The organism is Stenotrophomonas sp. 78350_Sma (assembly GCF_056482105.1).
Genome location: NZ_CM151182.1, coordinates 1,304,846 through 1,329,530 on the forward strand (window position 1 = coordinate 1,304,846; position 24,685 = coordinate 1,329,530).

A 24,685-nucleotide genomic window follows, 5' to 3' on the forward strand; every position below is an offset into this window, starting at 1 on the left:
CAGGGTTACACCATTGAAGCGGCGGCCCCGGTCGGGCCGGAACGAGAGTTGATGAGCAGGCTGTTCAGAAGCGTCGAGGGCGGGGAGCTGTTCCCCAACGGAAGCGTGGTCTGTATCGGTGCATTCGACGGCCTCCACCTGGGCCATCGTGCGCTGGTGCGCCATGCGGTTGCCCGCGCGCGCGCCTTGGGCGTGGCCGCCGTGGCCGTGGCCTTCGAGCCGTTGCCGCGTGAATTCTTCGCCCAGGGCACGCCGCCGCCGCGGCTGACCCTGGCGCGCAGCAAGGTCGAGATCCTGCGCGAGCTGGGCGTCGATGCGGTCGGCCTGCTGCGCTTCGACGCGGCAATGGCAGCGATGCCGGCCGAGACCTTCGTACGCCAGCTGCTTGTGCAGCGCCTGAACGCCCGCGAAGTCTGGATCGGCCCGGAGTTCTGCTTCGGCAACCGCCGCCGTGGCGACCTGGCCCTGCTGCAGGCGATGGGCGCCGAGCTGGGGTTCAGCGCCGGCGAAATCGAAGCGGTCGACCTGCATGGCGAACGCATTTCCAGCACCCGCATCCGCCAGCTGCTGCAGGAGGGCGACTTCGCCCGTGCCAACGACCTGCTCGGCCGTCCGTACGCGATCAGCGGCCGGGTGGTGCGCGGGCGCCAGCTCGGCCGCACGCTGGGCTTCCCTACTGCCAACCTGCGCTTCCCGAAGACGCCGGCGCTGTCGGGCATCTACGCGACCTGGGTGCACGGCGTGTTCGACCAGCCGTGGCCGTCGGTCTCCAGCTTCGGCACGCGGCCGACGGTGGAGGGCGTGGAGCCGCTGCTGGAAGCCCACCTGTTCGATTTCCAGGGCGACCTGTACGGGCGCCACATCGACGTGGAGTTCGTCGCCAAGCTGCGCGACGAAGAGAAATTCAATGATCTGGCGGCCCTGACCGACCAGATGCACCGCGACGCCGAACAGGCGCGCGCCATCCTTTCCGAACATAGATTGCGAGCCACTGCGTGAGCCAGGACTACAAGACCACCCTGAACCTGCCAGCCACCGAATTCCCGATGCGCGGCGACCTGCCCAAGCGCGAGCCGGGCATTCTGGCGCAGTGGGAGGCGCAGGGGCTCTACCAGCAGCTGCGCGACAACGCCGCCGGCCGCCCGCTGTTCGTGCTGCATGACGGCCCGCCGTACGCCAACGGCCGCATCCACCTGGGCCACGCGGTCAACAAGATCCTGAAGGACATCATCGTCAAGTCGCGCTACCTGGCCGGCTTCGATGCGCCCTACGTGCCGGGCTGGGATTGCCATGGCCTGCCGATCGAGATCGCGGTCGAAAAGAAGTGGGGCAAGGTGGGCGTGAAGCTCGACGCCGTCGAGTTCCGCCAGAAGTGCCGCGAGTTCGCCGAAGAGCAGATCAACATCCAGCGCGTGGACTTCAAGCGCCTGGGCGTGACCGGTGACTGGGACAACCCGTACAAGACCCTGAGCTTCGACTTCGAAGCCAACGAGATCCGTGCGCTGGCCAAGATCGTGGCCAACGGTCACCTGGTGCGCGGCGCCAAGCCGGTGTACTGGTGCTTCGACTGCGGTTCGGCGCTGGCCGAGGCGGAGATCGAGTACCACGAAAAGGAATCGCCGGCGATCGACGTGGCCTACGCCGCGCGTGACGCACAGGCCATCGGCCAGGCGTTCGGCGTGAGCGTGCCGGCTGACGTCGAGGTGGCGGTGTCGATCTGGACCACCACCCCGTGGACGCTGCCGGCCTCGCTGGCGGTGTCGCTGGGTGCGGAGATCAACTATGTGCTGGCCGAAGGCCCGGCCCACAACGGCAAGCGCCGTTGGCTGGTGCTGGCCGTGGCCCTGGCCGAGCGCGCGCTGCAGCGCTATGGCGTGGACGAGGTGGTGCTGCACGGTGAAACCACCGGTGCGGCGCTGGAAAACCAGCTGCTGGCGCATCCGTTCTACCCGGAACGCGAGATCCTGGTGCTCAACGGCGACCATGTGTCCGACGAGGACGGTACCGGTGCGGTGCACACCGCCCCCGGCCACGGCCAGGAAGACTTCGTGGTCAGCCAGAAGTACGGCCTGCTGGACAAGTACAACGCCGGCCAGATCACCCCGATCGACGGCCGTGGCGTATACCTGGAATCGACCCCGCCGGCCGGTGACGTGGTGCTGGCTGGCCAACATCTATGGCAGGCGCAGGAGGCCATCGTCGGCGTGCTGCGTGACAACGGTGCGCTGCTGGCCTTCCATCCGATCCGCCACAGCTACCCGCACTGCTGGCGTCACAAGAAGCCGGTGGTGTTCCGCGCCACCCCGCAGTGGTTCATCTCGATGGACAAGGCCAACCTGCGCAACGATGCGCTGGCCGCCATCGACACCGTCGGCTGGTTCCCGAGCTGGGGCAAGGCGCGCATCCAGAGCATGGTCGACGGTCGCCCGGACTGGACGATCTCGCGCCAGCGCACCTGGGGCGTGCCGATCGCACTGTTCACCCATCGCCAGACCGGCGAGATCCACCCGCGCTCGGTGGAGCTGATGCAGCAGGTCGCCGACCGTGTCGAAGCCGAGGGCATCGACGTGTGGTACTCGCTGGATGCCGCCGAACTGCTGGGCGCCGAAGCGGCCGACTACGAAAAGGTCACCGACATCCTCGACGTCTGGTTTGATTCGGGCGTGACCCATGAGGGCGTGCTTGCCGCGCGTGGCTTCGGCAAGCCGGCCGACCTGTACCTGGAAGGTTCCGACCAGCATCGCGGCTGGTTCCAGTCCTCGCTGCTGACCGGCGTGGCGATCGACAAGCGCGCGCCGTACAAGCAGTGCCTGACCCACGGCTTCACCGTGGACGAGCAGGGCCGCAAGATGTCCAAGTCGCTGGGCAACGGCATTGAGCCGCAGGACATCATGAACAAGCTGGGCGCGGACATCCTGCGCCTGTGGATCGCCTCGGCCGACTACAGCAACGAGATGTCGCTGTCGCAGGAGATCCTCAAGCGCAACGCCGACGCCTACCGTCGCCTGCGCAACACCGCGCGCTTCCTGCTCGGCAACCTGGACGGCTTCGATCCGGCCCAGCACCTGCGCCCGCTCGACCAGATGGTCGCGCTGGACCGTTGGATCGTGCATCGCGCGTGGGAGCTGCAGGAGAAGATCAAGGCCGCCTACGACGGCTACAACATGGCCGAGATCGTGCAGCTGCTGCTGAACTTCTGCAGCGTGGACCTGGGCTCGCTGTACCTGGACGTGACCAAGGACCGCCTGTACACGATGCCGACCGATTCGCACGGTCGTCGTTCGGCACAGAGCGCGATGTACCACATCGCCGAAGCGTTCACCCGCTGGGTCGCACCGATCCTGACCTTCACCGCCGACGAGCTGTGGGGCTACCTGCCGGGCGAACGTGCTGGCCACGTGCTGTTCACCACCTGGTACGACGGCCTGGCGCCGCTGCCGGCCGATGCCCAGCTCAACGCCACCGACTTCGACCAGCTGCTGGCCGTGCGTGAGCAGGTGGCCAAGGTGCTCGAGCCGATGCGTGCCAACGGCGCGATCGGTGCCGCACTGGAAGCGGAGATCACCATCGCTGCCAGCGAAGAGCAGGCAGCGCGCTGGCAGCCGCTGGCCGATGAACTGCGTTTCCTGTTCATCAGCGGCGACGTGCAGGTGCGCCCGGCGACCACCGACGAGGTGTTCGTCAGCGCCCAGCCGACCACCAAGGCCAAGTGCGTGCGCTGCTGGCACCACCGTGCCGATGTCGGCAGCAGCGCCGACCATCCGGAACTGTGTGGCCGCTGCGTGAGCAACATCACCGGCGCCGGTGAAGTGCGGAGCTGGTTCTGATGGCCGCGCCCCGTCCGCACCCGAACGCCCTGGTCTGGCTGCTGCTGTCGGCGGCCATCATCGGGCTGGACCAGTGGTCCAAGGCCTGGGTCCTGTCGAGCCTGCCGGAGTTCCAGCCGGTGGTGGTCATCGACGGCTTCTGGAACTGGTACCGCACCTACAACACCGGTGCGGCGTTCAGTTTCCTGAGCGACGCTGGTGGCTGGCAGAAGCACTTCTTCACCGTGCTGGCGATCGTCATCAGCGGCCTGATGGCCTGGTGGCTGCGCGGCACCGCCCGTGGCAACTGGAAGGCGGCCGTGCCGTATGCGCTGATCATCGGCGGCGCGATCGGCAACGTGATCGACCGCCAGGTGCATGGTCATGTGGTCGATTTCATCCAGTGGTACGTGGGCAGCTATACCTGGCCCTCGTTCAACATCGCCGATTCGGCCATCGTGGTCGGTGCCATCGGCATCGCCCTGTTTGGCCTGTTCGAAGGCAAGTCCGCCAAAAAGGCGGATAATGCCAACCCGAAACCGTAAGCCGGCCGCTGCCGGGAGATTGAACTGATGGATGTGCTGCTCGCCAACCCGCGTGGTTTCTGTGCCGGTGTCGATCGTGCGATCGAGATCGTCAAGCGCGCGATCGAAACGCTGGGCGCGCCCATCTACGTCCGCCATGAAGTGGTGCACAACCGCTTCGTGGTGGACGACCTGAAGCAGCGCGGTGCGATCTTCGTCGAGGAACTGGACGAAGTGCCGGACAACAACACGGTCATCTTCAGCGCACACGGCGTCTCCCAGGCCGTGCGCCAGGAAGCCGAACGCCGCGGCCTGAAGGTGTTCGACGCCACCTGCCCGCTGGTGACCAAGGTCCACTTCGAAGTCGCCCGCCACTGCCGTGCCGGTCGTGACGTGGTGCTGATCGGCCACGCCGGTCACCCGGAAGTGGAAGGCACCATGGGCCAGTGGAACCGCGAAGCCGGTACGGGCCAGATCTACCTGGTGGAGGACGTGGAGCAGGTTGCCACGCTGCACATCAACCAGCCAGAGAATTTCGCCTACACGACCCAGACCACGCTGTCGGTGGACGACACGCGCGGCATCATCGATGCGCTGCGTGAGCGCTTCCCGGCGATGCAGGGCCCGAAGAACGACGACATCTGCTACGCCACGCAGAACCGCCAGGACGCTGTGCGCGACCTGGCCAAGCGCTGCGATCTGGTGCTCGTGGTCGGTTCGCCGAACAGCTCCAATTCCAACCGACTGAGCGAGCTGGCCCGTCGTGAAGGCGTGGAAAGCTACCTGATCGACGGTGCGCATGAAATCGACCCGGCATGGGTGGTGGGCAAGCAGCACATCGGCGTCACTGCCGGTGCCTCGGCACCGCAGGTACTGGTCGATGGCGTGCTGGCACGCCTGGCCGAGCTGGGTGCCAGCGGCGTGGGCGAGCTGGATGGCGAACCGGAATCGATGGTGTTCGCGCTGCCGAAGGAACTGCGCCTGCGTCTGGTGGATTGACCGGGGAAGGCCTCATCCACGCATGGCGTGGATCTACCGAAACCGCTCTGGTGGGTGCAAACCAGCACACGGTGGGTGCGAACCAGCACAAGGTGGGTGCGAACCAGCACACCGTGGGTGCGAACCAGCACACCGTGGGTGCGAACCAGCACACCGTGGGTGCGAACCTTGGTTCGCACGCTTTCGGGCATGCGCGGATGGGCGCACCGCCCATGACCTTTGGCCATGGGGCGGGGCACTTTACAGGCCTAGCATCGGAAGATTCTCCGTTGTTGGATGCTGCCGATGAAGACCCGAGCCCTGGCCATGTCGTTGCTGTTCGCGCTGGCGGCCACGCCTGCACTGGCGCAGATCTCGCCACCGGCGGACGCGGCGGCTCCCGGCCTGCTGCGCATCGATGTGGATGCGCGCGACCTGGCCCGGCGCATCTTCAAGGTGACCGCCACCGTGCCGGCCAAGCCGGGCCCGATGACCCTGCTGTACCCGCAGTGGATTCCCGGCAACCATTCGCCCACCGGCCCGATCGACAAGCTGGCCGGCCTGCGCGTGACTGCCAACGGCAAACCGTTGGCCTGGCAGCGTGACCAGTTCAACGTCTATGCGTTCAAGGTGGACGTGCCCGAGGGCGTGAGCGAGATCGTCGCCCACTTCGATTTCCTGTCCTCGCAGGGCGGCAGCCAGGGCCGGGTGGTGATGACCCCGGAAATGCTCAACCTGCAGTGGAACGCCAACTCGTTGTATCCGGCCGGCGTCGATGCGCGCAACCTGCAGGTGCAGGCCAGCGTGACCCTGCCCAAGGGCTGGTCGTTCGCCACTGCGCTGGAGACCGCGCGTCGCGACGGTGACACCGTGGTGTTCAAGCCGATCTCCTATGACCATCTGGTCGATTCGCCGTTGTTCGCGGGCGAGCACTACCAGCGCATCGATCTCGACCCGGGCGCGAAGGTGCCGGTGCACCTCAACGTGTTCGCTGACGACGCCAAATCGTTGAAGCCGAGCGAGGCGCAGATCACGATGCATCGCGCGCTGGTGCAGCAGGCCGACAAGCTCTATGGCGCGCGTCACTACAACCACTATGAATTCCTGCTGGCGTTGACCGACCGCCTCGGCGGCATCGGCCTGGAGCATCACCGCTCCAGCGAGAACAGTGCCGACCCGGGCTATTTCACCGAGTGGGACAGCAATGCCTGGATGCGTGACCTGTTGCCGCACGAATACACCCATTCCTGGAACGGCAAGTACCGCCGTGGCGCCGACCTGGCCACCGCCAACTTCAACGTGCCGATGGGCGACAGCCTGCTGTGGGTGTACGAGGGCCAGACCCAGTTCTGGGGCCAGGTGCTGGCCGCACGCTCGGGGCTGTGGTCGGTCGCGCAGGCGCGCGACATGCTGGCCAATGTGGCCGCGACCTATGACCGCGGTCGCCCGGGCCTTGCCTGGCGCCCGCTGCAGGACACCACCAACGACCCGACCATCGCCCAGCGCCGCACGTTGCCTTACCGCAACTACCAGATGAGCGAGGACTACTACTCCGGCGGCCAGATGCTGTGGCTGGAAGTGGAGGGCAAGCTGCGCGAACTGAGCGGCAACCGTCGCAGCCTGGACGACTTCGCACGTGCATTCTTCGGCGTCGGCAATGGTGACTGGGACGTCAACCCGTACACCTTTGATGACGTGGTCGCGACCTTGAACGGCATCGCGCCGTATGACTGGGCCACGTTCCTGCGCGGGCGACTGGACGGGCACGGTTCGTTGACTGGCGGCCTGGAGCTGGCCGGCTGGAAGCTGGTCTACCGCGATACCCCGAACGACGCCTACAAGGCGCAGGAAAAGCGTGCCAAGGCGGCATTGCTGGCCTACTCGCTGGGTGCCACCGTGCTCGACAGCGGTTCGGTCGGTGATGTGATCTGGGACAGCCCGGCGTTCAACGCAGGGCTGGCGCCGGGCATGAAGGTGATCGCGGTTGGCGGCCGCGAATACAGCAGCCAGCGGCTGAAGGACGCGGTGGCTGCGGCAGCGAAGGACAAGGCGCCGATCATGCTGCTGGTGAAGCAGTTCGACCGCATTGAAGCGATGAACATCGACTACCACGATGGCCTGCAGTACCCGGTGCTTGAGCGCATTGCCGGCAAGCCTGACCGCCTTGCGGATCTGTGGAAGGCACGATGAAGCCGCGCGCCCGCGATGGCGTGATCCTGTTGATGGCGATCCTCGCCATCGTGGGCGCATTCCTGCACGGCGATGGGCGTTGGCTGCACTGGCTGGCCAAGCCGACCACCACGCTGCTGATCGCCGCCATCGCCTGGCGCGTGCATGATCCGGCGCAGCCGTTCTACCGCCGCGCGGTGCTGGCCGGCATGCTACTGTCGTGCGTGGGCGACATCGCGCTGATGCTGCCGATGGACGCGTTCGTGCCGGGGCTGGTCGCGTTCCTGTTGGCGCACGTCTGCTACATCGTCGCCTTCCGCGCTGGCCTGCGTGCCGGTCGTGGCCTGGTTGGCGCCAGTGTGCTGCTGGGTGCCTTCGCCACGCTCAACGTGCTTGGCTTGTGGCCGTACCTGCCGGTGCCTATGCGCATCCCGGTGCTGGCCTACGTGGTGGTGCTGGCGTCGATGGCGGTGTTGGCGCTTGCACGCGCATGGGCGCGTCCTCAGGCGGCCGCACCGGAACCGTGCAGTGCACGCTGGGCGGCAACCGGTGCCGTGCTGTTCGTGGCCAGCGATTCATTGCTGGCCTGGGACCGCTTTGCCGGTGGCCTGCCGCTGGCCAGCCTGCTGGTGTTGTCCACCTACTACGCCGCGCAGTACGCCATCGCCCGCTCCGTAAAATAGAAAATGGGGACGGAGGGGATTAAGTCGTAATTGCCTTGATGCCGATGGCGACTTAATTCCCTCCGTCCCCTTTTTTGACGCTGCGTGCGACGCCCCGTGCGTCGAACTGCAGGCGGGCCGATTCGCGGTCGCCGGCGACCTCGTCCGGCAGCCATGCCAGCCTGCCGGCCTTGCGGACGATTACGTAGACGTGGCCGACTTCCGAGGCCGGGTTCTGCAATGCGTTGCGTTGTTCCTGCAGTGCCTTGGCCACGCGTGGTACAGCATCGAAATCGATGTTGGCCAGCGGGGTGCTGCTGCGCTGCAGGCTGATGGTGGGTGCGAACTGCTGGGGGTTCACCGGGTTGCCCTTGCGCCACTGGCCACGTTCGAAGTGATAGCTGTCGACGTGACCCGGCTGTTGCGGATCGACCAGATCGAGGTTGATGCGGCCATCGTCGTAGAAGTGGATGCTGTGGAATACCGTCAGCCGGTGTCCGGACAATGCGGGCAACTGCTCCAGTGCCTGGCGTGCGCCCTGCAGGTATTCCGAATCGAACAGCCGGTTGCTGCGTTCGGGCATCAGGGCGGGCTGCAGTCCGGGTGCCGTTGCCAGTGAGTCGGCCTGCTCGCGCGGTGGCTGCGAGGCAAGTGGCCTTGGCGAAAGGTCGGGCCGCACCGGATGTCCCAGTGTCTCGGCGATGGTTCCCAATGCACCGCCGGCAACGGCCACGCCAGCCAGCGCCAGCAGCACCAGCGAAAACACCCGTCGGGTGGAAGGAGGCTGCTTCACACGCCCTCCAGGCGCACGTTGCCATGGTCATCCGGGTCGTACAGCAGGGTCACGTGTTCGCGCGGGATGTTGGCCAGGTCGATCAGTGGAATGAAGCGACGCACGCTGGCGCGCTGCATATCGCCGTCACGATCGGTGTACTCCAGCTGGAACTCCACCTGCGGCTGCTCGTTGAGGTAGGTGCCGGTCTGGCGCACCTTCAGTACCCTGGCCTCCACGCCGATGCCGCGATACTTCAGCGCATCGCCGCGCGCATCAGCCTGCAAAAGGCGGCCAAGCAGGCGCAACCCCAATATGTACCCGCACAGCACCAGCGGGCACACCAGCAGCGGGTGGCCGAAGGACAGGAAGGTCCAGCCCAGGCCCTCGCTCTGCAGGCGGTAGGCCGCCACATAGGCGGCGGCCACCAGGACGATGCCGATCGCAGCGCCGATGCTTCGCCGCCACAGGCTGGCGACGTTCAGTTCGGGCTGGGCACCGTCCAGTACCACGTTCGGGAACGCGCCCGGCATCCGGTTCAGGCGCGCATCGATGTGCCTGCCCACCTCGAATCGATGCAGCTGGGGTTTGCTGTCGACCACCAGCAGCTGTTCGCGGATCGGGGTGCCCGACAGATTCTGGAAGGACAACTGCAGTTTCCATTGCGCGAAGCCACGCACCTGCACGCCGGTCTGTTCGGCGTGTTCGATCAGCGCATCACGAGGTTCGCCATCGGCGAGGATCGAATGCACGCGATGCAGGGCGCGCGGTGGTCCGAGCAGCAGGGTATGCAGGAAGGCGAGCAGCAGGGCCAGCCATGCGTTCAGTGACAGGGCGAGCAGCAGCAGTGCCAGCCATGGTGCACTGCGGTCGACCAGGGCCACCGGCCACGAGGTGCCGAAATAGAGAATGCAGGGAAATGGCAACGCGAAGAACAGCAGGAACGCGCCCCAGAACCAGAGATAGGCTTTCATGGGGGAGGTGGCGGGCCGGTGGAACAGGCCGCGTAGCGTACTACGCTCAGCGGAACTGCAGGGTAAGCAGGTAGTAGCGGCCCAGTGGATCGTCCAGTCCCGGCATCTGCCCACCATTGCCGACCAGGTAGTTCACCGGTTGCGCATCAAGCACGTTGTGCACGTCCAGTGCCGCGATGACGCGCGGACCCAGGCGGCGCGCCAGGTGCAGGTTCCAGCGCAGCTGGCGCGGATTCATGCAGTGGTTCCGGTCGATCTGCCGCTGCGGGCACTCGTCGCCGGGCAGCCATGCACGGGTGCGGCCCACCTGGTTGCCGCGCAGGGCGATGTCCCAGTTGCTGTTCTGCCATTGCACGTTCAGGACCGCCGCCATCTCGGGCGTGACGTGCCCGCGCAGGTCGATCGCCGGTTCGTGGTCGCGACGGCGGCGCAGCTCCTGCTGCTTCAGCGCGTCCAGCGAGAACATCCACTGGCCGCTGCTGCCGGTGTCGATCCGGTATTCGCCACGCAGCACCCAGTTGCGGGAGGTGGTACGGCCGATATTGTCGAACGACAGCCGCAGGCTGCTCAGGTTGCCATCCTCATCCAGCTGCCAGGTATCACGGTTCCACACGGCATCGACCGGCTGCAGCGCGAGGATTTCGTTGCGCAGCTCGACGATGTTGTGGGTCAGTGACAGAGAGAACGCATCGCTGGGTGACCAGGTCGCCGCCAGCGAATGGCTGCGTGAGCTCTCGGCCTTGAGCGTGGTGTTCTCCTCCACATCCGCAGTGACCACGCAGCGGCCGTCGGGCCCGCTCTGTGCACAGGGCGGCAGTGCGCTTGAGGCGGGCAGAGTGAGGGTGCCGAACTGTCCTGGCGGACGGCGCTGTTCGAACAGGCTGGGCGCGCGATAGCCGCGACCGCTGGCCAGCAGGAACGACCAGTGCGGTGTTGGCGTCCAGCGCAGGCCGGCACGGGGCGAGAATGCCGTGTAGTCGCCGTCGTAGTCCCAGCGCGCGGCCAGGTCCATGCGCAGTTCCGATGTCAGTGGCAGGCCCAGTTCCGCATACGCGCCGCCACTCTGCCGCGACAGGCGCCGCTGCTGCTGCGGCAGCCCCAGTGCCAGATCGCCCTGGCTCAGCAGGGTGTCCGGGTGGGACGTCCAGCGTTCATGGCGCAGGTCGATGCCGGTGGCCAGCTGCGCATTGCCACCCCGCATCGGCATCAATGCGCGCTGTATGCCCCACCAGCCCTGCCATTGCTCGGTAAGTCCACGGTTTCGGATCGCCGGGAACAACGACTTGGCTTCATCGGCGGGCAATGCATTGAACCCTGGCAGGAACCTGAGTGACTGCGCGGCCTCGACGAAGGGGGCGGCGCGCACGGTGCCTGGCGTGGACAGGGTGACGTCGCTGCGCTGCGCGCTGATGCCGGCGTCCCAGCTGTGGCTGCCCTGGTCCCGGCCGATGCCAAGGGTGAGATCGGCATCGGTGGCACGTACCTGGGGACGCACATTGCCGGCTTCGCGCAGGACGCTGTTGAAGGTGTAGCCGTACAGATTGAGAGCCACGGCGGTCGGGCCCAGATCAAAGCGCTGCCGGTTGTGGCTGGCACGGGCCTCGGCGTAGACGTAGCGGCCCTCGCCACGCTCATGCCGATAGCGCAGATAGGCAGAGGCGGTATCAGAGGCGGGTTGAAGCGAACGTGGGCGCGAGCTGTCGAACCAGCAGGCGCCATTGCGTCGTTTCAAGGGTCCGTCGCAGCGCGTGGCGGGCCAGTAGTCGCCCTCGCGGAAGGCGCCGATCAGATACTGCGACGTTTCTGCGTGCCAGTCACGCTGGTTCCCCGCCAGATGGTCGACGCGATGCAGGTCGACACCTGCGAACCAGCGGTCGCCGTTCCCGCGCAGGCCTCCAGTGGCGGCCTGCACGCGGTACTGGCCGGCGTCGCCACGGCTGCTCAGGCCGGTCTGCAGCGTGGCTTCCGGGCCGTCGGCCTGGTCACGCAGGATGATGTTGACCACGCCGGACATGGCATCGGCGCCGTAGATGGCCGAGGCGCCACCGCGCACCAGTTCGATGCGTTCGACGAAGCTGAGTGGAATGCCGCCCAGGTCGGTGAGTCCGCCCTGTTCCAGGGACACCATCGGGTAGCGGGGCAGGCGCCGGCCATTGACCAGGAACAGGGTGGCGCGCGGTCCCATGCCATCCAGACTGGTGGTGGCGGCCGCACCAACAGGCAGGTACTGCGAATCGCCACTGCGTGCGCTGCTCATCGCTGGCAGCCCGTTCATGCCGGGCAGGTGTCGCAGCAGGTCGAACAGGCTGCCGTAGCCGCTGCGCAGGATGTCCGCGCGGTCGATCGTGGTCACCGGCAGGGTGGTCTGCACGGAGGTGCGTGGCAATCGGCTGCCGGTGACATGGATCGGCGCCAGGTCTACCTGGGGCGGGGATGGCGGAGGCGTGCGTGGGCGCGGCGCCACCGTTGCCGGAACCGGCGGCGCGACGACGGGCGCGACGCGGATGCGGCGGACCACGAAGCCTCCGGACGGTGTTCGAAGGATGGTCACCGGCATGCCGGCGACCAGCTGTTTCAGGGCCGATGCCGGATCGGCCAGGCCATGGGTGCCGTTGGCATGGAGCCCCGCGAGCTCCCGGGCATCGAACACCAGTGCGATGCCGCTTTGCCGTGCCCACTGCTGCAATGCCGAAGTCAACGGGCCAGCGTTGATGTGGTAGTCGTGGGTGGCAGCCGGACCGCCTGCGAGGGCGGCAGGCGGCGCGGCGACCAGCAGCGCCAGGCACAGCAGGGGGCGGAGCAGCCCCCACTGCAGCGCGCCTGGTCCTGCCATCACCGCAGGCCTCCTCAGTACGTGCGGCGCAGTTCCAGCGCGCCATCCGGGCGCGTCTGGCCAGCAATGGACCAGCCAAGTTCCAGCGCGGACAGCAACTCCTGTGCATCGCCTGCGCGGAACGTGCCGCTGACCGCCAGATCAGTGATCTCCGGGTCAGCGATCACCAGCGGTGCATGGCCATAGCGGTTCATGCGTTCGACCACGATCGACAGCGGGGTGGCATCGAAGACCAGCTGCCCATGCAGCCAGCCCTCGGCGGCTGCCGTGGAGGACAGCGCTGGACCAGGCTGGATGCGCCCGGAGGGCAGTACCTGCAGTTGCTGGCCAGGGGCCAGCGTGTGCTGGGCGGCGCCGTTGCTGACTTCCACCGCACCCTCCAGCAGCGCGACCTCGACCAGGCCATCGTGCAGGCGCTCGACCTGGAAGGTCGTGCCGATATCGCGGATCGTGCTGGTGCCGGCGCGCAGCTGCAATGCCTTGTTCGATGGCGCGACCTGCAACTGCAGGCGGCCGCGTTCCAGGTCCAGATCGCGGTGGCGCCAGCCGAAGCGGGCGTGCAGCGTCGTGCCGGCATCGAGCATGGCCACGCTGCCATCGGGCAGGGTCAGCCGCTGTGCCTGATGCGTGTCATTGGCAAAGCGCTGCGGGGCAGGGTTGCCATCCACCGCTACCATCCAGCCCACGCCGATGGCCAGGCAGATACCCGCGGCCGCGGCAGCCGCAGGCAGCCAGCGGCGTCGGGCAGGCCGTGCCGCACGCGCCGCAGCCGTCCGCAGCCACGGGTCCGCAGCCAGGCCCTGGCCCTGCTGGAAAAGGTCTTCGGCCTGCACCCAGGCTTTGACATGGGCAGGGTCTTCAGCCAGCCAGTCTTCGAACGACTCGCGTTCGGCTGCGGTGCAGTCCGGAGCTTCCAGACGCGCCACCCAGGTGCTGGCGCGTGCGAACAGCGAGGCGTCTTCCATGTGCCGGTGGCTGCTCATTCGGCATCCCTGTCGTTGTGCAGCGGATCCGGTCCCAACTCCTGGCGCAGGCCCTGCAGGGCGCGGGCGATATGTTTTTCCACGGTCTTGGCTGTAATTCCACAGTGCCGTGCGATCTGCGTATAGCTCATGCCGGTGATCCGGTTGAGCAGGTACACCTCGCGCGCGCGCTCGGGCAGTTTGAAAAGGGCCTGCCGCAGCAGGGACAACATCTGCCCGGACTCTGCCTGGCGCAAGGGGTCCGGCGACGGGCTGGTGGGCTCGTCGTGACCATCATGCTCGGCCAGTGACAGGTGCGGTCGCGACTGCGGCGATCGGCCGCGATCGGCCAGGCGATTGCGCGCAATACGATACAGCAGCAGGCGCAGTTCGTCGGTGCCGTGCGCGCGATAGCGGATCAGCCGCTCCATGCAGTCCTGCGCGATGTCCTCCGCATCCTCCGGCCCCACGCCCCGTGTGCGCAGGAACGCGCACAGTGGCGCGCGTTCCTCGCGTACGAACGCGATGAAGGCGTCCGCAGGCGCGGATGGCTCCGGCGCGTGGTGGATCAGGGGGGACGGAACGGACAGGGCTGGCCTCGGCTGACGTTGGTGGATGCGCCTTCGAGTTTTACGCGACGATGACCGGATGGGGAAGAGTGCAGGGTGCCCCCTCTCTCATTGTGAATGCATTCATTTTTCCCTGCCGGCCGCGCTGGGGGAGATTCCGGCGTTCTGCCGTTTGACTCTTTACCCGCGTGTTGCGGGTGGAGAGAGAACGTATGAAGCATTCGAAGTTGAGCCTGGCCCTGGCCGGGCTGATCGGCGTTGGCGCCATCGCGGCGGCTGATGACGTCATGGCAATGAGTTATCACGTGCAGGGGGATCGCATCTTCCTGAGCGGCGGCGTCACCTACGCCGACGTGGTGTCGCTGCCGGCGTTGCTGGCCAAGGCGCAGGCCGAGGGCCGGCCGATCCGCGAAGTGGTGCTGCGCACCTCCAATGGTGGCGCGTTGATCGCCGGCGAGTGGCTGCAGGGCATCATCCGCACCGCCGGCCTGAACACCATCGTGTCCGGCAACTGCATTTCGTCCTGCTCGATCATGCAGTCCGGTGGCGTCGAGCGCTATCTGGCCGGTGATCTGCCAATTGTCGATTCGGTACAGATCCACGCGGCCAGCAACAGCGGCAAAGTGATCTACACGCCGTCGCCGCGGATGACCCAGATCTACACCGGCAACTACGGCGGCGGCATCGATGCCGGGCTGCTGCACAAGGCCATGTATGAAGTCGTGCAGCCCAACGGCCTGCTGGTGTTCCGCGATCCGGCGCGCACCACGGGTGCTTCGGTCACTTTCGATCCTGATGGCAGCGGCAGCAAGCTGGAGTCGTTCCCGGGCCAGGACATCTACAACAACAGGATCATCACCGCGAAGGGCTACCGCGATCCGGGCGATACGTTGAATGTCACCGCCAACGTGAGCGGCGACATCAACCCGGGCTACCTGCGCACCGGTCGCCAGCTGCAGACCTTCGTCGATGATGATTTCGCGCGCTGGAACACCAATGCGTCATCGACCTACATCAGCCTGGCACAGGGCATCTACAACGCATCCGGCAATGGTCCGCAGGGCATCGGCCCGAGGTCGGTGCAGAGCTATCAGAACGATCCGATCTACAGGGCTGCGCTGCTCTCCAGGCTGCGCCTGGGCGACCTGGACGTGTCCACGCTGGACAACTCCATGGGCGTGATCCGCGTGACCAACGGTGCCACCTGGCGTACCTCCGCCACCACCGGTGCCGACTTCATGCTGGTCGACAACGGCACCATTGCACTGGAGGGCGGCGCCCTGCGTGCTTCGGAGGTGCGGGTAATGGGCGCAGGCATGCTGGTCGGCAATGGTGACGTGGCCGGCACCGCGATGGATCTCAGTGCGCTGGCCAGCGGTACCCGCCCGTCCTGGCGCGAGGATGGCTTCAACCGCCTGCGCGTCTATGGCACGTTGATGCCGCGCGGCGGCGATCTGGTCACCCACGGCTACGTCAACATCATGCCGGGCGGCAAGGTGCTGTTTGATGTGACCGAGAACGGCGGCGCTGGCAGTGGCCGCCTGCGCGTAGGCAGCTTCTTCGACAGCAAGCAGACCGACGGCGCGCTGGTGATCTCCAAGGGTGCCTTCCTTGAACTGAACGTGGCGCAGGGCTACTACGGCCAGGATTTCCGTCGCGATCTCGTGCAGGGCCCGATCTACCAGGGCGGCTTCGAAGACGTCGTGCGCCTGGGCGACACCGGCTACAGCGCCAGCATCATCGGCGGTGAAGTGTTCCGCCCACGCCACAACTCGCTGCTGAGTTTCAACGTGAAGCAGACCGCGGACGGCCTGTGGTTGACCGCCAACCCGGGCTTCGACCAGTTGGGGCTGTTTGCCAATGGTGCTTCGGGAGATGCCCTTGGCCGTGCGCTGGCGACCGCTTCCGATCGCAAGGATGGTGGCCTGAAGTCGCTGCTCGGCGCTCTGCAGTTCGCTGACCGTGATGTGATCGCACGGCAGGCCGGTGCCCTGCGCGGTGACGCGCACGCGAGCCTGCGCCTGGCCGACACCGCATTGGTGGGCAGCATCGGCAATGTGGTGCAGCAGCACCAGGCTGCGATGCGCAGTGGCGGTGATGCCGACGGCCTGGCCTCGCAGGCCGCGCAGTCGGTGTCGGCGCAGCCCGGGATGCGGCACGGCAGCCTGTTCAACCAGCTGGCCATGCATCTGGTCGAGCCGGCGGTGGGTGGCGGTGAAGGCAGTGGCTCTGGCCGCAGCCATGGCCTGTGGGCGCGAGGTTTCGCCAGCCACGGCCGCATTGATGCTGACGGTGGCGTGGCCGGCTTGAGCCACAACATCGGCGGCATCGTCGTCGGTGCCGATACCCGCGTTGCCGATGACCGCGTCACCCTGGGCGTCAGCGTGGCAGCGGCAGATATGTCGACCAAGGGCCGCGACGGCTCCGACTTCAGCGGTGACGTGCGCGCGCTGGACGTGGGCGGCTACCTGGACGCGACCTATTCGCGCGGCTATCTGTCGGCGGCGGTGCGCTATACCGACCTGCGTCATGACACCCGGCGCAGCGTCAGCGGTATCGATGGCCTGCAGCAGCCGCTGCGCGCCAAGTACAACAACGATGCGATCTCGGCACGGGTGGAACACGCGTTCTCGTTCACCACCGGCAAGGGCCTGGTGATCCAGCCGTTGTTGCCGGTGGTGGACTACGCGCGGACCTCGGCCACGCGCTTCAATGAAGGGCAGGGCGCGGGTGCACTGGTCGGTCGCAGCGGCAGCCTGGAAAGCATTCGCGTTGGTGCCGGCCTGCAGCTGTTCAGGACCTTCGAGGGCAACAACGGCGAGCGCATCACCCCGCGCGCCCGTGTGGTCTGGCAGAAGGAACTGGGCGATTCGCAGGCCCGCTACAGCACCGGCTTCGCCGCCGCACCTGACCTGGTGTTCGGCGCCAGCAGCCAGGCCGTGGGCGAGCAGGTGCTGGCCTGGAACCTGGGCGTGACCAGCCGCGCCAGCGAACGCCTGTCGATCATGGCCGACTACGTGGGCGAGCGCCGCGACGGGCAGATCCAGAACGGCGTGATGCTGGGCCTGGGCTACCGGTTCTAAGTGGTACAGGGCACCGGCGATGTTCGCATCGCCGGTGCCATCCCCACGGACGCGTGGCTGCGGTATGGTCGGCAGGGCATTCCACCCAGGTCCTTCCATGCAGATCGCCGTCTTCAGCGCCCGACCCTACGACCGCCGCTTCCTCGACGAAGCCAACCAGCGCGATGCTGCGGGGCAGGGTTGTACGTTCGTCTACTTCGATGCCGCGCTGGATGTGCATACCGCCGCACTGGCGCAGGACTGCGCCGCCGTCTGCGTGTTCGTCAACGACCGGCTGGATGCGGCGGTGCTGCGTGCGCTGCACGCGTTGGGCGTGCGTGCGGTGCTGCTGCGCTGTGCGGGCTTCAACAATGTGGACCTGGCCACGGCGAAAGCACTGGACCTGTTCGTCGCCCGGGTGCCTGCGTATTCGCCCGAAGCGGTGGCTGAGCACGCGCTGGCGCTGGTGATGACCCTCAACCGCCAGACCCATCGCGCCTACAACCGCGTGCGCGAAGGCAACTTCATGCTCGATGGACTGCTTGGCCGCACCCTGCACGGCCGCACGGTCGGCATCGTCGGTACCGGCAAGATCGGCCTGGCCACCGCGCGTATCTTCAACGGCATGGGCTGCACCGTGCTGGGGCATGACCCGTATCCGTCGGCCGCCTTCGCGGGCGTCGGCGAGATGGTGGCGCTGGATGAACTGCTGGCGCGGGCTGACATCGTCTCGCTGCACTGCCCGCTGATGCCCGATACCCAGCACCTGATCAATGACGCGTCACTGGCGCGGATGAAGCCGGGCGCGATGCTGGTCAATACCTCGCGCGGCGGGCTGGTCGATACCCACGCGGTGATCCGCGCGCTGAAGTCGCGCCGGCTCGGCCACCTAGCCATCGACGTGTACGAGCAGGAAAGCGCGTTGTTCTTCCAGGACCTGTCCGGCGAGATCATCGACGACGAGGCCTTCCAGCGCCTGATGACCTTCCCCAACGTGCTGGTGACCGGCCACCAGGGCTTCTTCACCGTGGAGGCGCTGCAGGAGATCTCGGCGATCACGCTGGGCAACCTGGCCGATTTCGCCGCCGGGCGGCCCTGCGCCAACCGGGTCGAGGCGGGCTGAGCCGGGTGGATTGACCGCCGGGGCGCCCAACCCGTAAAATCGCGGGCTCCGCCGGAATAGCTCAGTTGGTAGAGCGGCGCATTCGTAATGCGTAGGTCGCAGGTTCGACTCCTGTTTCCGGCACCAGTTGTAATGAAAAGCCCCGGCCTTGGTCGGGGCTTTTTGTTTGGGCGGGGCGTTGGAAGTCACTGATTGGTGAGGGATTCGCTGCCGGACAGATTGCTTGCTCGGCGTCACTGCTGCTGGTTGCGGATGGATCGTGTCCGCGCCGGAGGCGGCGGCTCCATCAACAGGGTGGCTTCAGGCTGACTTAGCTGGATACGGCAGTTCGCTGTACAGCCGCTATTCGTGAGATGCGGGATGCAGCTGAGCCAAAGACTGATGAGCGCGACGCTCTTGGAGTTCCGATAGATGACTCACGAGAAAGGCCGCCGTCCTTAAGCTCCGGTCGAATACACCCCTCTGGCCGGATCATACCGGCTACACTCTCACGAGTGTCGATACAGGGGAATGGAATGCCTTCGAAGATCATCATTGAAAACCTGCGCCATATCAAACGTCTAGAGTTTGAAATCCCGAATCAGGGATTGTGGCTGCTCACTGGTGCAAATGGCACGGGGAAGACTTCGCTGCTCGGGTGCATCAGGCGTATCGGATTTAGTAACTCCTTTCCTCTCCATTTCCCTGCTTCAAAAAAATCTGATCGATTGGATTCCTACGAGGGAGCGAAAATCTCTTACGAAACGCCAGGCGGAAACGTTTCGTACACGTACAGAACTGAGCGGTGGGTTCCTACGCCGAAGAAGAACAGCAAAGTTCTATCGCGCTTGCCGTACCCGAACGTGCTCTACATCGCGGCGAATGCAGATCGAATCGAGCCGAGTCAGGAAGATTTCTCGCCAAAAAGAGTGCGCGCGGCCCCGCGAGGAATAATCGATGCGGCTAACAGAATATTCTGCACGAACAAGTTCGACGCTCTGAAGACAATTAATGTGCGCCGAGGAGTGGGGAGTCAGGCGTTCTTGATTGAGCTTCCCGATGTAGGAGGAAAGAAGCAGTACTTCTCAGAAAAGAACCTTAGCTTGGGTGAGCTGTGTATCATTAAGCTGCTACGGATGCTGCAGGATTGCCCTGACAACTCCCTCTTGTTGATAGACGAGCTTGAGCTTGCGCTTCATCCTACAGCACAGGCAGAGTTGCTTAGCCATCTGGGTGATATTGCTGGCAGCAAGTCCTTGACCGTTATTGTGTCTACGCACTCTTCCACATTGATCAAGCAAGCCTCACGTGACAGCCTGTTGTTCCTTCAGGAGACGGAAGACGGCGTTGTTCAATGTACACGCGGCTGCTTCCCGTCTTATGTCCTGGGCGCACTGGCCTATCGTGAAGAGGCGGCATCCGACATTTTGATATATGTAGAAGATGAGTCTGCCCGAATTGTTGTGGAACAGTTGGTCCGGCATGCGATGACGCGTTTGTACGCAGACGGATCTATCTGTCCAGGTGTTAGTGCTGTTCCGGTCGGGGGGTTTGCAAATGTGCTTCGTTTTTTTGTTCGTCAAACTCCGTTGCTTCCGGCGATCACAAAGGCGTACATGGTCCTTGACGCAGATGCTCAGCAGTCAATCGCGGATGCAAGGGTTGAGGAGATTGTTAGAATCGCGGCGGAACAGGCTGCAAATATTTCCTACCTGCCTTACACGCCAGAAATGGGCCTTGTAGAGTATCTTCATGGAAATAGAGCGGAAGCGTTGATGAAATTGAGACAGCATTTCGTCCTCAACACCTTGAGTCTTCGCGCTCAAGACATTCCGTTAGTGCCGGATGATGCGGCCAAGCCCCGGAAGGTGGCCAAGGGAATCGTGGATAAGGTTTGCGATCTGTTGGCTCAACAGCTGCCTAATGCAAGTTCATTGGACGTCGAGGTTGCATTGCTGAAGTTGCTAGCGGACCACACGTTCAGAAACTCGATGCCTAGAGTCATGCAGCAATTTGGACCGATCCTTCGGGGATAAGCGAAGCTGCGCGCGGACGATCCTCATCCAAACACCGCCTCGCATCCTGTCCTAAGTTGGCGTTACCGCCACTTACGGACGCTCCGCCCAATGTCATCCCCCCTCACCAAGCGCATCGTTCTCACAGCTGAGCCCCGAGAGCGCCCCTATGAGCTCAGGGACGCTCAAGTTCGCGGCCTGATCCTGCGAGTGCAGCCCTCGGGCCACAAAGCTTGGATCGTCACCTGGGCGCACGGTAAGCGTCGTACCCTAGGTTCGGTCGAACATCTGTCACTTGATCAGGCCCGCGACCAAGCCCGGCAAGCGGTCGCTGAATACGTTCAGTCCGGATTGCCGGCGCTCGCGAAGGCCAAGCCCACCAGTTGCACTCTAGAAGTGCTCCTTAACGATCACTTCGAGCCCTGGGCGATAGCTGAGCTCAAGGGTGGTCGCCAGTACCCGGATCGCATCCGATCCGTGTTCCCGTGGCTGTTGCGTCGTCAGATCATTGAGATTGACGTGCCCACCATGGAGCGATGGTGGCGCGGGCGTGTCACTGGCCCTGACGCCGTCACCAAGGCTACCGCAGCGCGCGACTTTGCTTGCCTGCGGTCTGCCTTGTCTCGGGCCGTTGAGTGGAAGCTGATCGAGACTAACCCCCTCATGAGCATGCGTCAGCGATCAGCAGCTAGCCGCAAGGTGGTTCGGTTCCTTTCCCCGGATGAGGAAGCGATGCTCCGGGCCGCGCTGGCAGCGCGCGATCTAGCTGGGGTTGAGGGAAGGGCGAACGCCAATGCGGCCCGACGCAAGTACCGGCAAGCGGTTCTGCCTGATTTGCCGATGGACGGGTACGTCGATCACCTGACCCCGGTGGTTCTTACAGCCATTAATACCGGTATGAGACGTGGTGAGCTGTTGTCGATGAGCTGGGCTGACATCAACTGGGAAGCCAAGATGCTGACCATTCGAGCCGAGAACGCCAAGTCCGGTAGGCAGCGTCACATCCCGCTAAACGTCGAAGCCATGGAAGTCCTGCAGCGTTGGGCTCGGCAAGTGGGCGAGCGCCGTTCGGGCAAAGTCTTCGACGTGACCGACATCAAGAAGGGGTGGGGAAAACTCATAGCCGATGCCCGCATTGAAGAGTTCCGCTTCCATGATCTGCGCCATCATTTCGCATCACGCTTGGTGCGGGCGGGGGTGGACCTGAATACCGTGCGGGAGCTCTTGGGACACGCAGACATCACCATGACTCTTCGCTACGCCCACCTGGCCCCGGACACCCTGGCGGCGGCAGTTGCCAAGCTGGCGGCGTGAGAGGGCTAATCCCTCTGCTCACCAGCCAAACGCTCGAGCTCTTCCCGCATCCTTTGGCGCTCCCCAAAGGGAAGCTTGGCGAAAGCCAAGATCGCCGCAGCCAGGTCATCGTCCTCAGCGAACAGGTAGGCGACCGGGACATCCAATGCCTTGGCCAACTCCGCAGCCTTGGTCATGTCGGCTTGGTTTCGTTCGCGCTCGTACCTGTTGATCAGCACGGCACCACGGTTCTTGTCCTGGTCCTTATCCACCAGCGCCCCCAGCGCGCGCTGGGACAGCCCGCGCAGTGCTCGAGCTTCGGAGAGCCGCTTGGAAAACGTTGCAGTAATGACAGTGGGCGAGGGCACGCGGAGGTAACGGTCTGTGAACCTGCAGCAGCATGGGCCATATACCTGATCAGTAGAAGTCATTACCATAGCAGTATATGGCGTTGTGCGAGGTATGACTGGCCGCAAGGGGTGGCCGGGCCCGTCAGCGCTCAGTCGGGGACGTTGAGATGAAGAACCGGATTACGCATGTTGCCGTCATGTCGTTGGTGCTGACGGCTGTTGTTCCCGGGGAGGTAGTGGCTCAACAACAGCGGTCATACGACCGTTTCAAGGATCGAACCTCCTACGAGGCCAAAGTGGAGCTATCGAAGCTGTCCAAGACCAGCAGGGGCATTTCTCTGAGCCTGCAGAGCGTGGTGGACGGAGACCGCGCCGTAACGAAGTTGGACTCTTTCACTGTTTCGGCCATCGTCACCTTCAACATGTCCTATGACGTTCGCTGTGCTGGTACAGGCTTTGACATGCTCGTCGACGGAAGGGCTGTTTCGCTTCCCAGCGACATGCCGGCGTTCAATCGATATGAGTACGCCATCCTTTCCTTCGGCAAGAAGATGACCTTGGCAGAAGCAGGGGCCTTCGCCCGTGCCAATAGGATCGAGGTCCGGGTCTGCGATACCGAATACAGCCTAGATGACGAACAGCGCGCTGCGCTGCGTGATCTGGTGAAGGACGCTCAGATTAGTAGTTCAACCGGTGGCTGATGTCGGAAACCGTCGCACATCCAATCATGGAGGAAAGAACATGCAAACCAGCGATTCAGCAATTAATCTCTATCAATGCCCGGCTTGTCATGCTGCGATACCCTCGGGCAGATCATCCGCGAAGTGTCCTAAGTGCTATGCGGACCTGCCCAAGGCAATTGTTGAATCGAATCGCGCCGCTACAAGCACGAGGCAGGAGCTTGGCTCCGCGACGTTGTGCGTGGTGTTGGGCCTGGCTGGGCTTGGGATCGGGCTCTACTTCCTGATCAACCCATCAGTAAACGGCTACAGCAACATCGCGAACATGCACGCGCTCGCAGTGGGGCAAGCTCTGACCGTCGCTGGGGCTGTCTTGCTTGGGTTCGGCATTCGCCCCCGATAACTTGCTCGCTAGCTTGATCAGGCCCGTTGGCAGAGATGTCAGCGGGCCTTTCGTATGTGCCGACGTCTGCGATCTGGGTCCAACTTCTTTTGGGTGTGCTATCCGTAGTCAGAGGCGCACTGGCACGCCCTGACGCGCGATGTGGGGCGCTCCGTCGACTATGCATGCAGGGATGTAGCTGCTCAGTCCGACGCGCGCTATGACGCGATTGGTTGGCATTGCTGAGGCTCCTATCGAGCAGAGGGTCAGGATCATCCGCATCCAAGTCGCGAAGTCCTAGGTGAGTTGGGGAAGTCGCGTTACCTCGCTGCCGAATTGGGGTTGACGCCTGAGGCACTCCATACAGCCGGAGCGTGCATCGTGCTTGGCTGCTACGCCAAACCGTCGTTAGATTCCAGTGCTGAGCGAATGACTGCCATGGACGATGAGAAGTCTCTCAGCTGCCTGTCCTTCAGATCTCCCAGGTAGCTGACATTGATCTTCTCCCAGGCATCATTGGCGCGGCCTAGAAGCTTCTTGCCATTGTCAGAGAGCCTTGCGTACTTCTGTCGGGTGGAGTCAAAAAAAATCGGCTCGTCTTGCCGCTCTTCGATCAGACCAGCGGCATCCAACCGCCTATAGATGCCTGTCATCGAGGTCGGTGACATACCCAAGCTCTTCGCCACATTAGCTCTGATTGCGTGTGATCCCCGCTTGCAGAGGCGATCAATTTCGCTCATTGCCAAATACATGTTGGTGTCCAAACCGATTTCATCCAGCTGCTCATCGAGCCTTTTCCGAACTAGCCTTGCCAGTGCCAATAGCTGCTCAATCTCTGGGAACTTTCTGGATCCAGGCTTCATACATGAGTGAAAAATGGCGGGATGTCCGTATCGTACATCCTGCCATATTGCAGTCGCTAGGCTGCTCGTACAGCGACTGGCTGTGCTTACGAGAGGCAATGAGATGACTGACCTGATTCGTGCAATTTCGATGTTTGGGGCGGGTGGTTCGGTCGAGCAGGTTGAACACGAGACCGCGCTCGAAATTGTGGGGGAGGCCGTAATGGCAAGGGAGAATGCATGTGCGCAACGCCGCTCCTTCGAGTGCAGCGACCTGTCCCCGTTTCGCGCGACGTCCAATTTCGCGGAGCTGTTCGCAGCCCACGTAGGTGATCGCTCGCTGAGGCACGATATGCGCGTATGCGATGTCTCCATGTTCCGCATGCTTTGGGCGGCGCGTCAGGCTGCTGACATGCTCGGTGTCCCTTATGGGGTCTACATTGACGTTGCGGTGCGCTACCTGCGGGATATGAAGGGGAAGAAGCGGATCACTCCGAAAATGCTCATCGCGCCGGACGTGCAACTGCATGTGATGGATCGCTGGAACGCGGAGATGTCCGTCGACCGCGTCGCTGAGCGGCAGAACTGATTGTATTGGGGCGATAGTCCTGTATGCGGAGGGCCCTCCGCATCTATCGACGTAATCAAATGACGGCGCTGCTAGCGCATTAGCTTCACTCCTCACTGAGGGACAACGGATACGAGATGTC

At 64.3% G+C, this 24,685-nt stretch carries 19 protein-coding genes and 1 tRNA gene; 13 read left to right on the forward strand and 7 right to left on the reverse strand.

What is annotated here, in order from left to right; genetic code table 11:
- The first annotated feature begins 51 nt into the window (after positions 1–51).
- The 6 genes from ACZK4H_RS06035 to ACZK4H_RS06060 all read left to right on the forward strand — a co-directional run bounded on the left by ACZK4H_RS06035 (position 52) and on the right by ACZK4H_RS06060 (position 8,160).
- Complete coding sequence (locus tag ACZK4H_RS06035; protein ID WP_099554366.1) at positions 52–999, forward strand: bifunctional riboflavin kinase/FAD synthetase; 948 nt, start codon at positions 52–54, stop codon at positions 997–999.
- Complete coding sequence (gene ileS, locus ACZK4H_RS06040) at positions 996–3,827, forward strand: isoleucine--tRNA ligase (RefSeq protein WP_099554368.1); 2,832 nt, start codon at positions 996–998, stop codon at positions 3,825–3,827. Before ACZK4H_RS06035 ends, ileS begins: the two co-directional genes overlap by 4 nt.
- Positions 3,827–4,351 (forward strand): signal peptidase II, encoded by a 525-nt coding sequence (gene lspA, locus ACZK4H_RS06045; protein WP_099554370.1) that lies wholly within the window; start codon positions 3,827–3,829, stop codon positions 4,349–4,351. The genes ileS and lspA overlap by 1 nt, the downstream gene beginning before the upstream one ends.
- A 27-nt stretch (positions 4,352–4,378) precedes the next feature.
- Positions 4,379–5,329: a 4-hydroxy-3-methylbut-2-enyl diphosphate reductase gene (gene ispH, locus ACZK4H_RS06050; protein WP_049428543.1), complete on the forward strand. Its 951-nt coding sequence runs from the start codon at positions 4,379–4,381 to the stop codon at positions 5,327–5,329.
- Between the two features lie 285 nt (positions 5,330–5,614).
- The gene (locus ACZK4H_RS06055) at positions 5,615–7,498 is read left to right on the forward strand and encodes a M61 family metallopeptidase (RefSeq protein ID WP_099554372.1); all 1,884 of its coding nucleotides are present in this window, start codon (positions 5,615–5,617) and stop codon (positions 7,496–7,498) included.
- The gene (locus tag ACZK4H_RS06060) at positions 7,495–8,160 is read left to right on the forward strand and encodes a lysoplasmalogenase (RefSeq protein WP_099554374.1); all 666 of its coding nucleotides are present in this window, start codon (positions 7,495–7,497) and stop codon (positions 8,158–8,160) included. The genes ACZK4H_RS06055 and ACZK4H_RS06060 overlap by 4 nt, the downstream gene beginning before the upstream one ends.
- Positions 8,161–8,212: 52 nt before the next feature.
- On the opposite strand, the gene ACZK4H_RS06065 is transcribed toward ACZK4H_RS06060, so the two are convergent.
- From ACZK4H_RS06065 to ACZK4H_RS06085, 5 genes are read right to left on the reverse strand one after another with little or no spacing between them, the layout of a single operon-like run.
- Positions 8,213–8,932 carry a hypothetical protein gene (locus ACZK4H_RS06065; protein WP_099554376.1) on the reverse strand — a complete coding sequence of 240 codons (720 nt, stop codon included), beginning with the start codon at positions 8,930–8,932 and terminating at the stop codon, positions 8,213–8,215.
- Positions 8,929–9,885, reverse strand: coding sequence for a hypothetical protein (locus tag ACZK4H_RS06070; protein WP_099554378.1), 957 nt, complete (start codon positions 9,883–9,885; stop codon positions 8,929–8,931). Before ACZK4H_RS06070 ends, ACZK4H_RS06065 begins: the two co-directional genes overlap by 4 nt.
- A 46-nt stretch (positions 9,886–9,931) precedes the next feature.
- The gene (locus ACZK4H_RS06075) at positions 9,932–12,718 is read right to left on the reverse strand and encodes a TonB-dependent receptor plug domain-containing protein (protein WP_099554380.1); all 2,787 of its coding nucleotides are present in this window, start codon (positions 12,716–12,718) and stop codon (positions 9,932–9,934) included.
- Between the two features lie 14 nt (positions 12,719–12,732).
- The gene (locus ACZK4H_RS06080; protein WP_099554382.1) at positions 12,733–13,701 is read right to left on the reverse strand and encodes a FecR family protein; all 969 of its coding nucleotides are present in this window, start codon (positions 13,699–13,701) and stop codon (positions 12,733–12,735) included.
- Positions 13,698–14,177 carry an RNA polymerase sigma factor gene (locus ACZK4H_RS06085; protein ID WP_239503831.1) on the reverse strand — a complete coding sequence of 160 codons (480 nt, stop codon included), beginning with the start codon at positions 14,175–14,177 and terminating at the stop codon, positions 13,698–13,700. The genes ACZK4H_RS06080 and ACZK4H_RS06085 overlap by 4 nt, the downstream gene beginning before the upstream one ends.
- 284 nt (positions 14,178–14,461) lie before the next feature.
- Between ACZK4H_RS06085 and ACZK4H_RS06090 the strand changes: the two genes are divergently transcribed.
- The 5 genes from ACZK4H_RS06090 to ACZK4H_RS06110 all read left to right on the forward strand — a co-directional run bounded on the left by ACZK4H_RS06090 (position 14,462) and on the right by ACZK4H_RS06110 (position 21,742).
- The gene (locus ACZK4H_RS06090; RefSeq protein ID WP_099554386.1) at positions 14,462–17,332 is read left to right on the forward strand and encodes an autotransporter outer membrane beta-barrel domain-containing protein; all 2,871 of its coding nucleotides are present in this window, start codon (positions 14,462–14,464) and stop codon (positions 17,330–17,332) included.
- A 97-nt stretch (positions 17,333–17,429) separates the two neighbouring features.
- Complete coding sequence (locus tag ACZK4H_RS06095) at positions 17,430–18,434, forward strand: 2-hydroxyacid dehydrogenase (RefSeq protein ID WP_099554388.1); 1,005 nt, start codon at positions 17,430–17,432, stop codon at positions 18,432–18,434.
- A 50-nt stretch (positions 18,435–18,484) separates the two neighbouring features.
- Positions 18,485–18,560: transfer RNA gene (locus ACZK4H_RS06100), tRNA-Thr, on the forward strand.
- A gap of 389 nt (positions 18,561–18,949) precedes the next feature.
- The gene (locus ACZK4H_RS06105) at positions 18,950–20,449 is read left to right on the forward strand and encodes an ATP-dependent nuclease (protein WP_099604566.1); all 1,500 of its coding nucleotides are present in this window, start codon (positions 18,950–18,952) and stop codon (positions 20,447–20,449) included.
- 90 nt (positions 20,450–20,539) lie between these two features.
- Positions 20,540–21,742 (forward strand): site-specific integrase, encoded by a 1,203-nt coding sequence (locus ACZK4H_RS06110; protein ID WP_099604567.1) that lies wholly within the window; start codon positions 20,540–20,542, stop codon positions 21,740–21,742.
- Positions 21,743–21,747: 5 nt separating this feature from the next.
- Here ACZK4H_RS06110 and ACZK4H_RS06115 read toward each other — a convergent pair whose 3' ends face one another.
- Positions 21,748–22,089: a helix-turn-helix domain-containing protein gene (locus ACZK4H_RS06115; protein WP_099604568.1), complete on the reverse strand. Its 342-nt coding sequence runs from the start codon at positions 22,087–22,089 to the stop codon at positions 21,748–21,750.
- A gap of 149 nt (positions 22,090–22,238) precedes the next feature.
- Here ACZK4H_RS06115 and ACZK4H_RS06120 point away from each other — a divergent pair, with 149 nt between their 5' ends.
- A complete protein-coding gene (locus tag ACZK4H_RS06120) occupies positions 22,239–22,772 on the forward strand; it encodes a hypothetical protein (protein WP_099604569.1) in 534 nt (177 codons plus the stop codon).
- Between the two features lie 753 nt (positions 22,773–23,525).
- Here the strand turns inward: ACZK4H_RS06120 and ACZK4H_RS06125 are convergent.
- Positions 23,526–23,996 carry a MarR family winged helix-turn-helix transcriptional regulator gene (locus ACZK4H_RS06125; protein ID WP_099604570.1) on the reverse strand — a complete coding sequence of 157 codons (471 nt, stop codon included), beginning with the start codon at positions 23,994–23,996 and terminating at the stop codon, positions 23,526–23,528.
- Positions 23,997–24,099: 103 nt separating this feature from the next.
- On the opposite strand from ACZK4H_RS06125, the gene ACZK4H_RS06130 reads away from it, so the two are divergent.
- Positions 24,100–24,564: a hypothetical protein gene (locus ACZK4H_RS06130; protein WP_099604571.1), complete on the forward strand. Its 465-nt coding sequence runs from the start codon at positions 24,100–24,102 to the stop codon at positions 24,562–24,564.
- Positions 24,565–24,685: the final 121 nt, after the last annotated feature.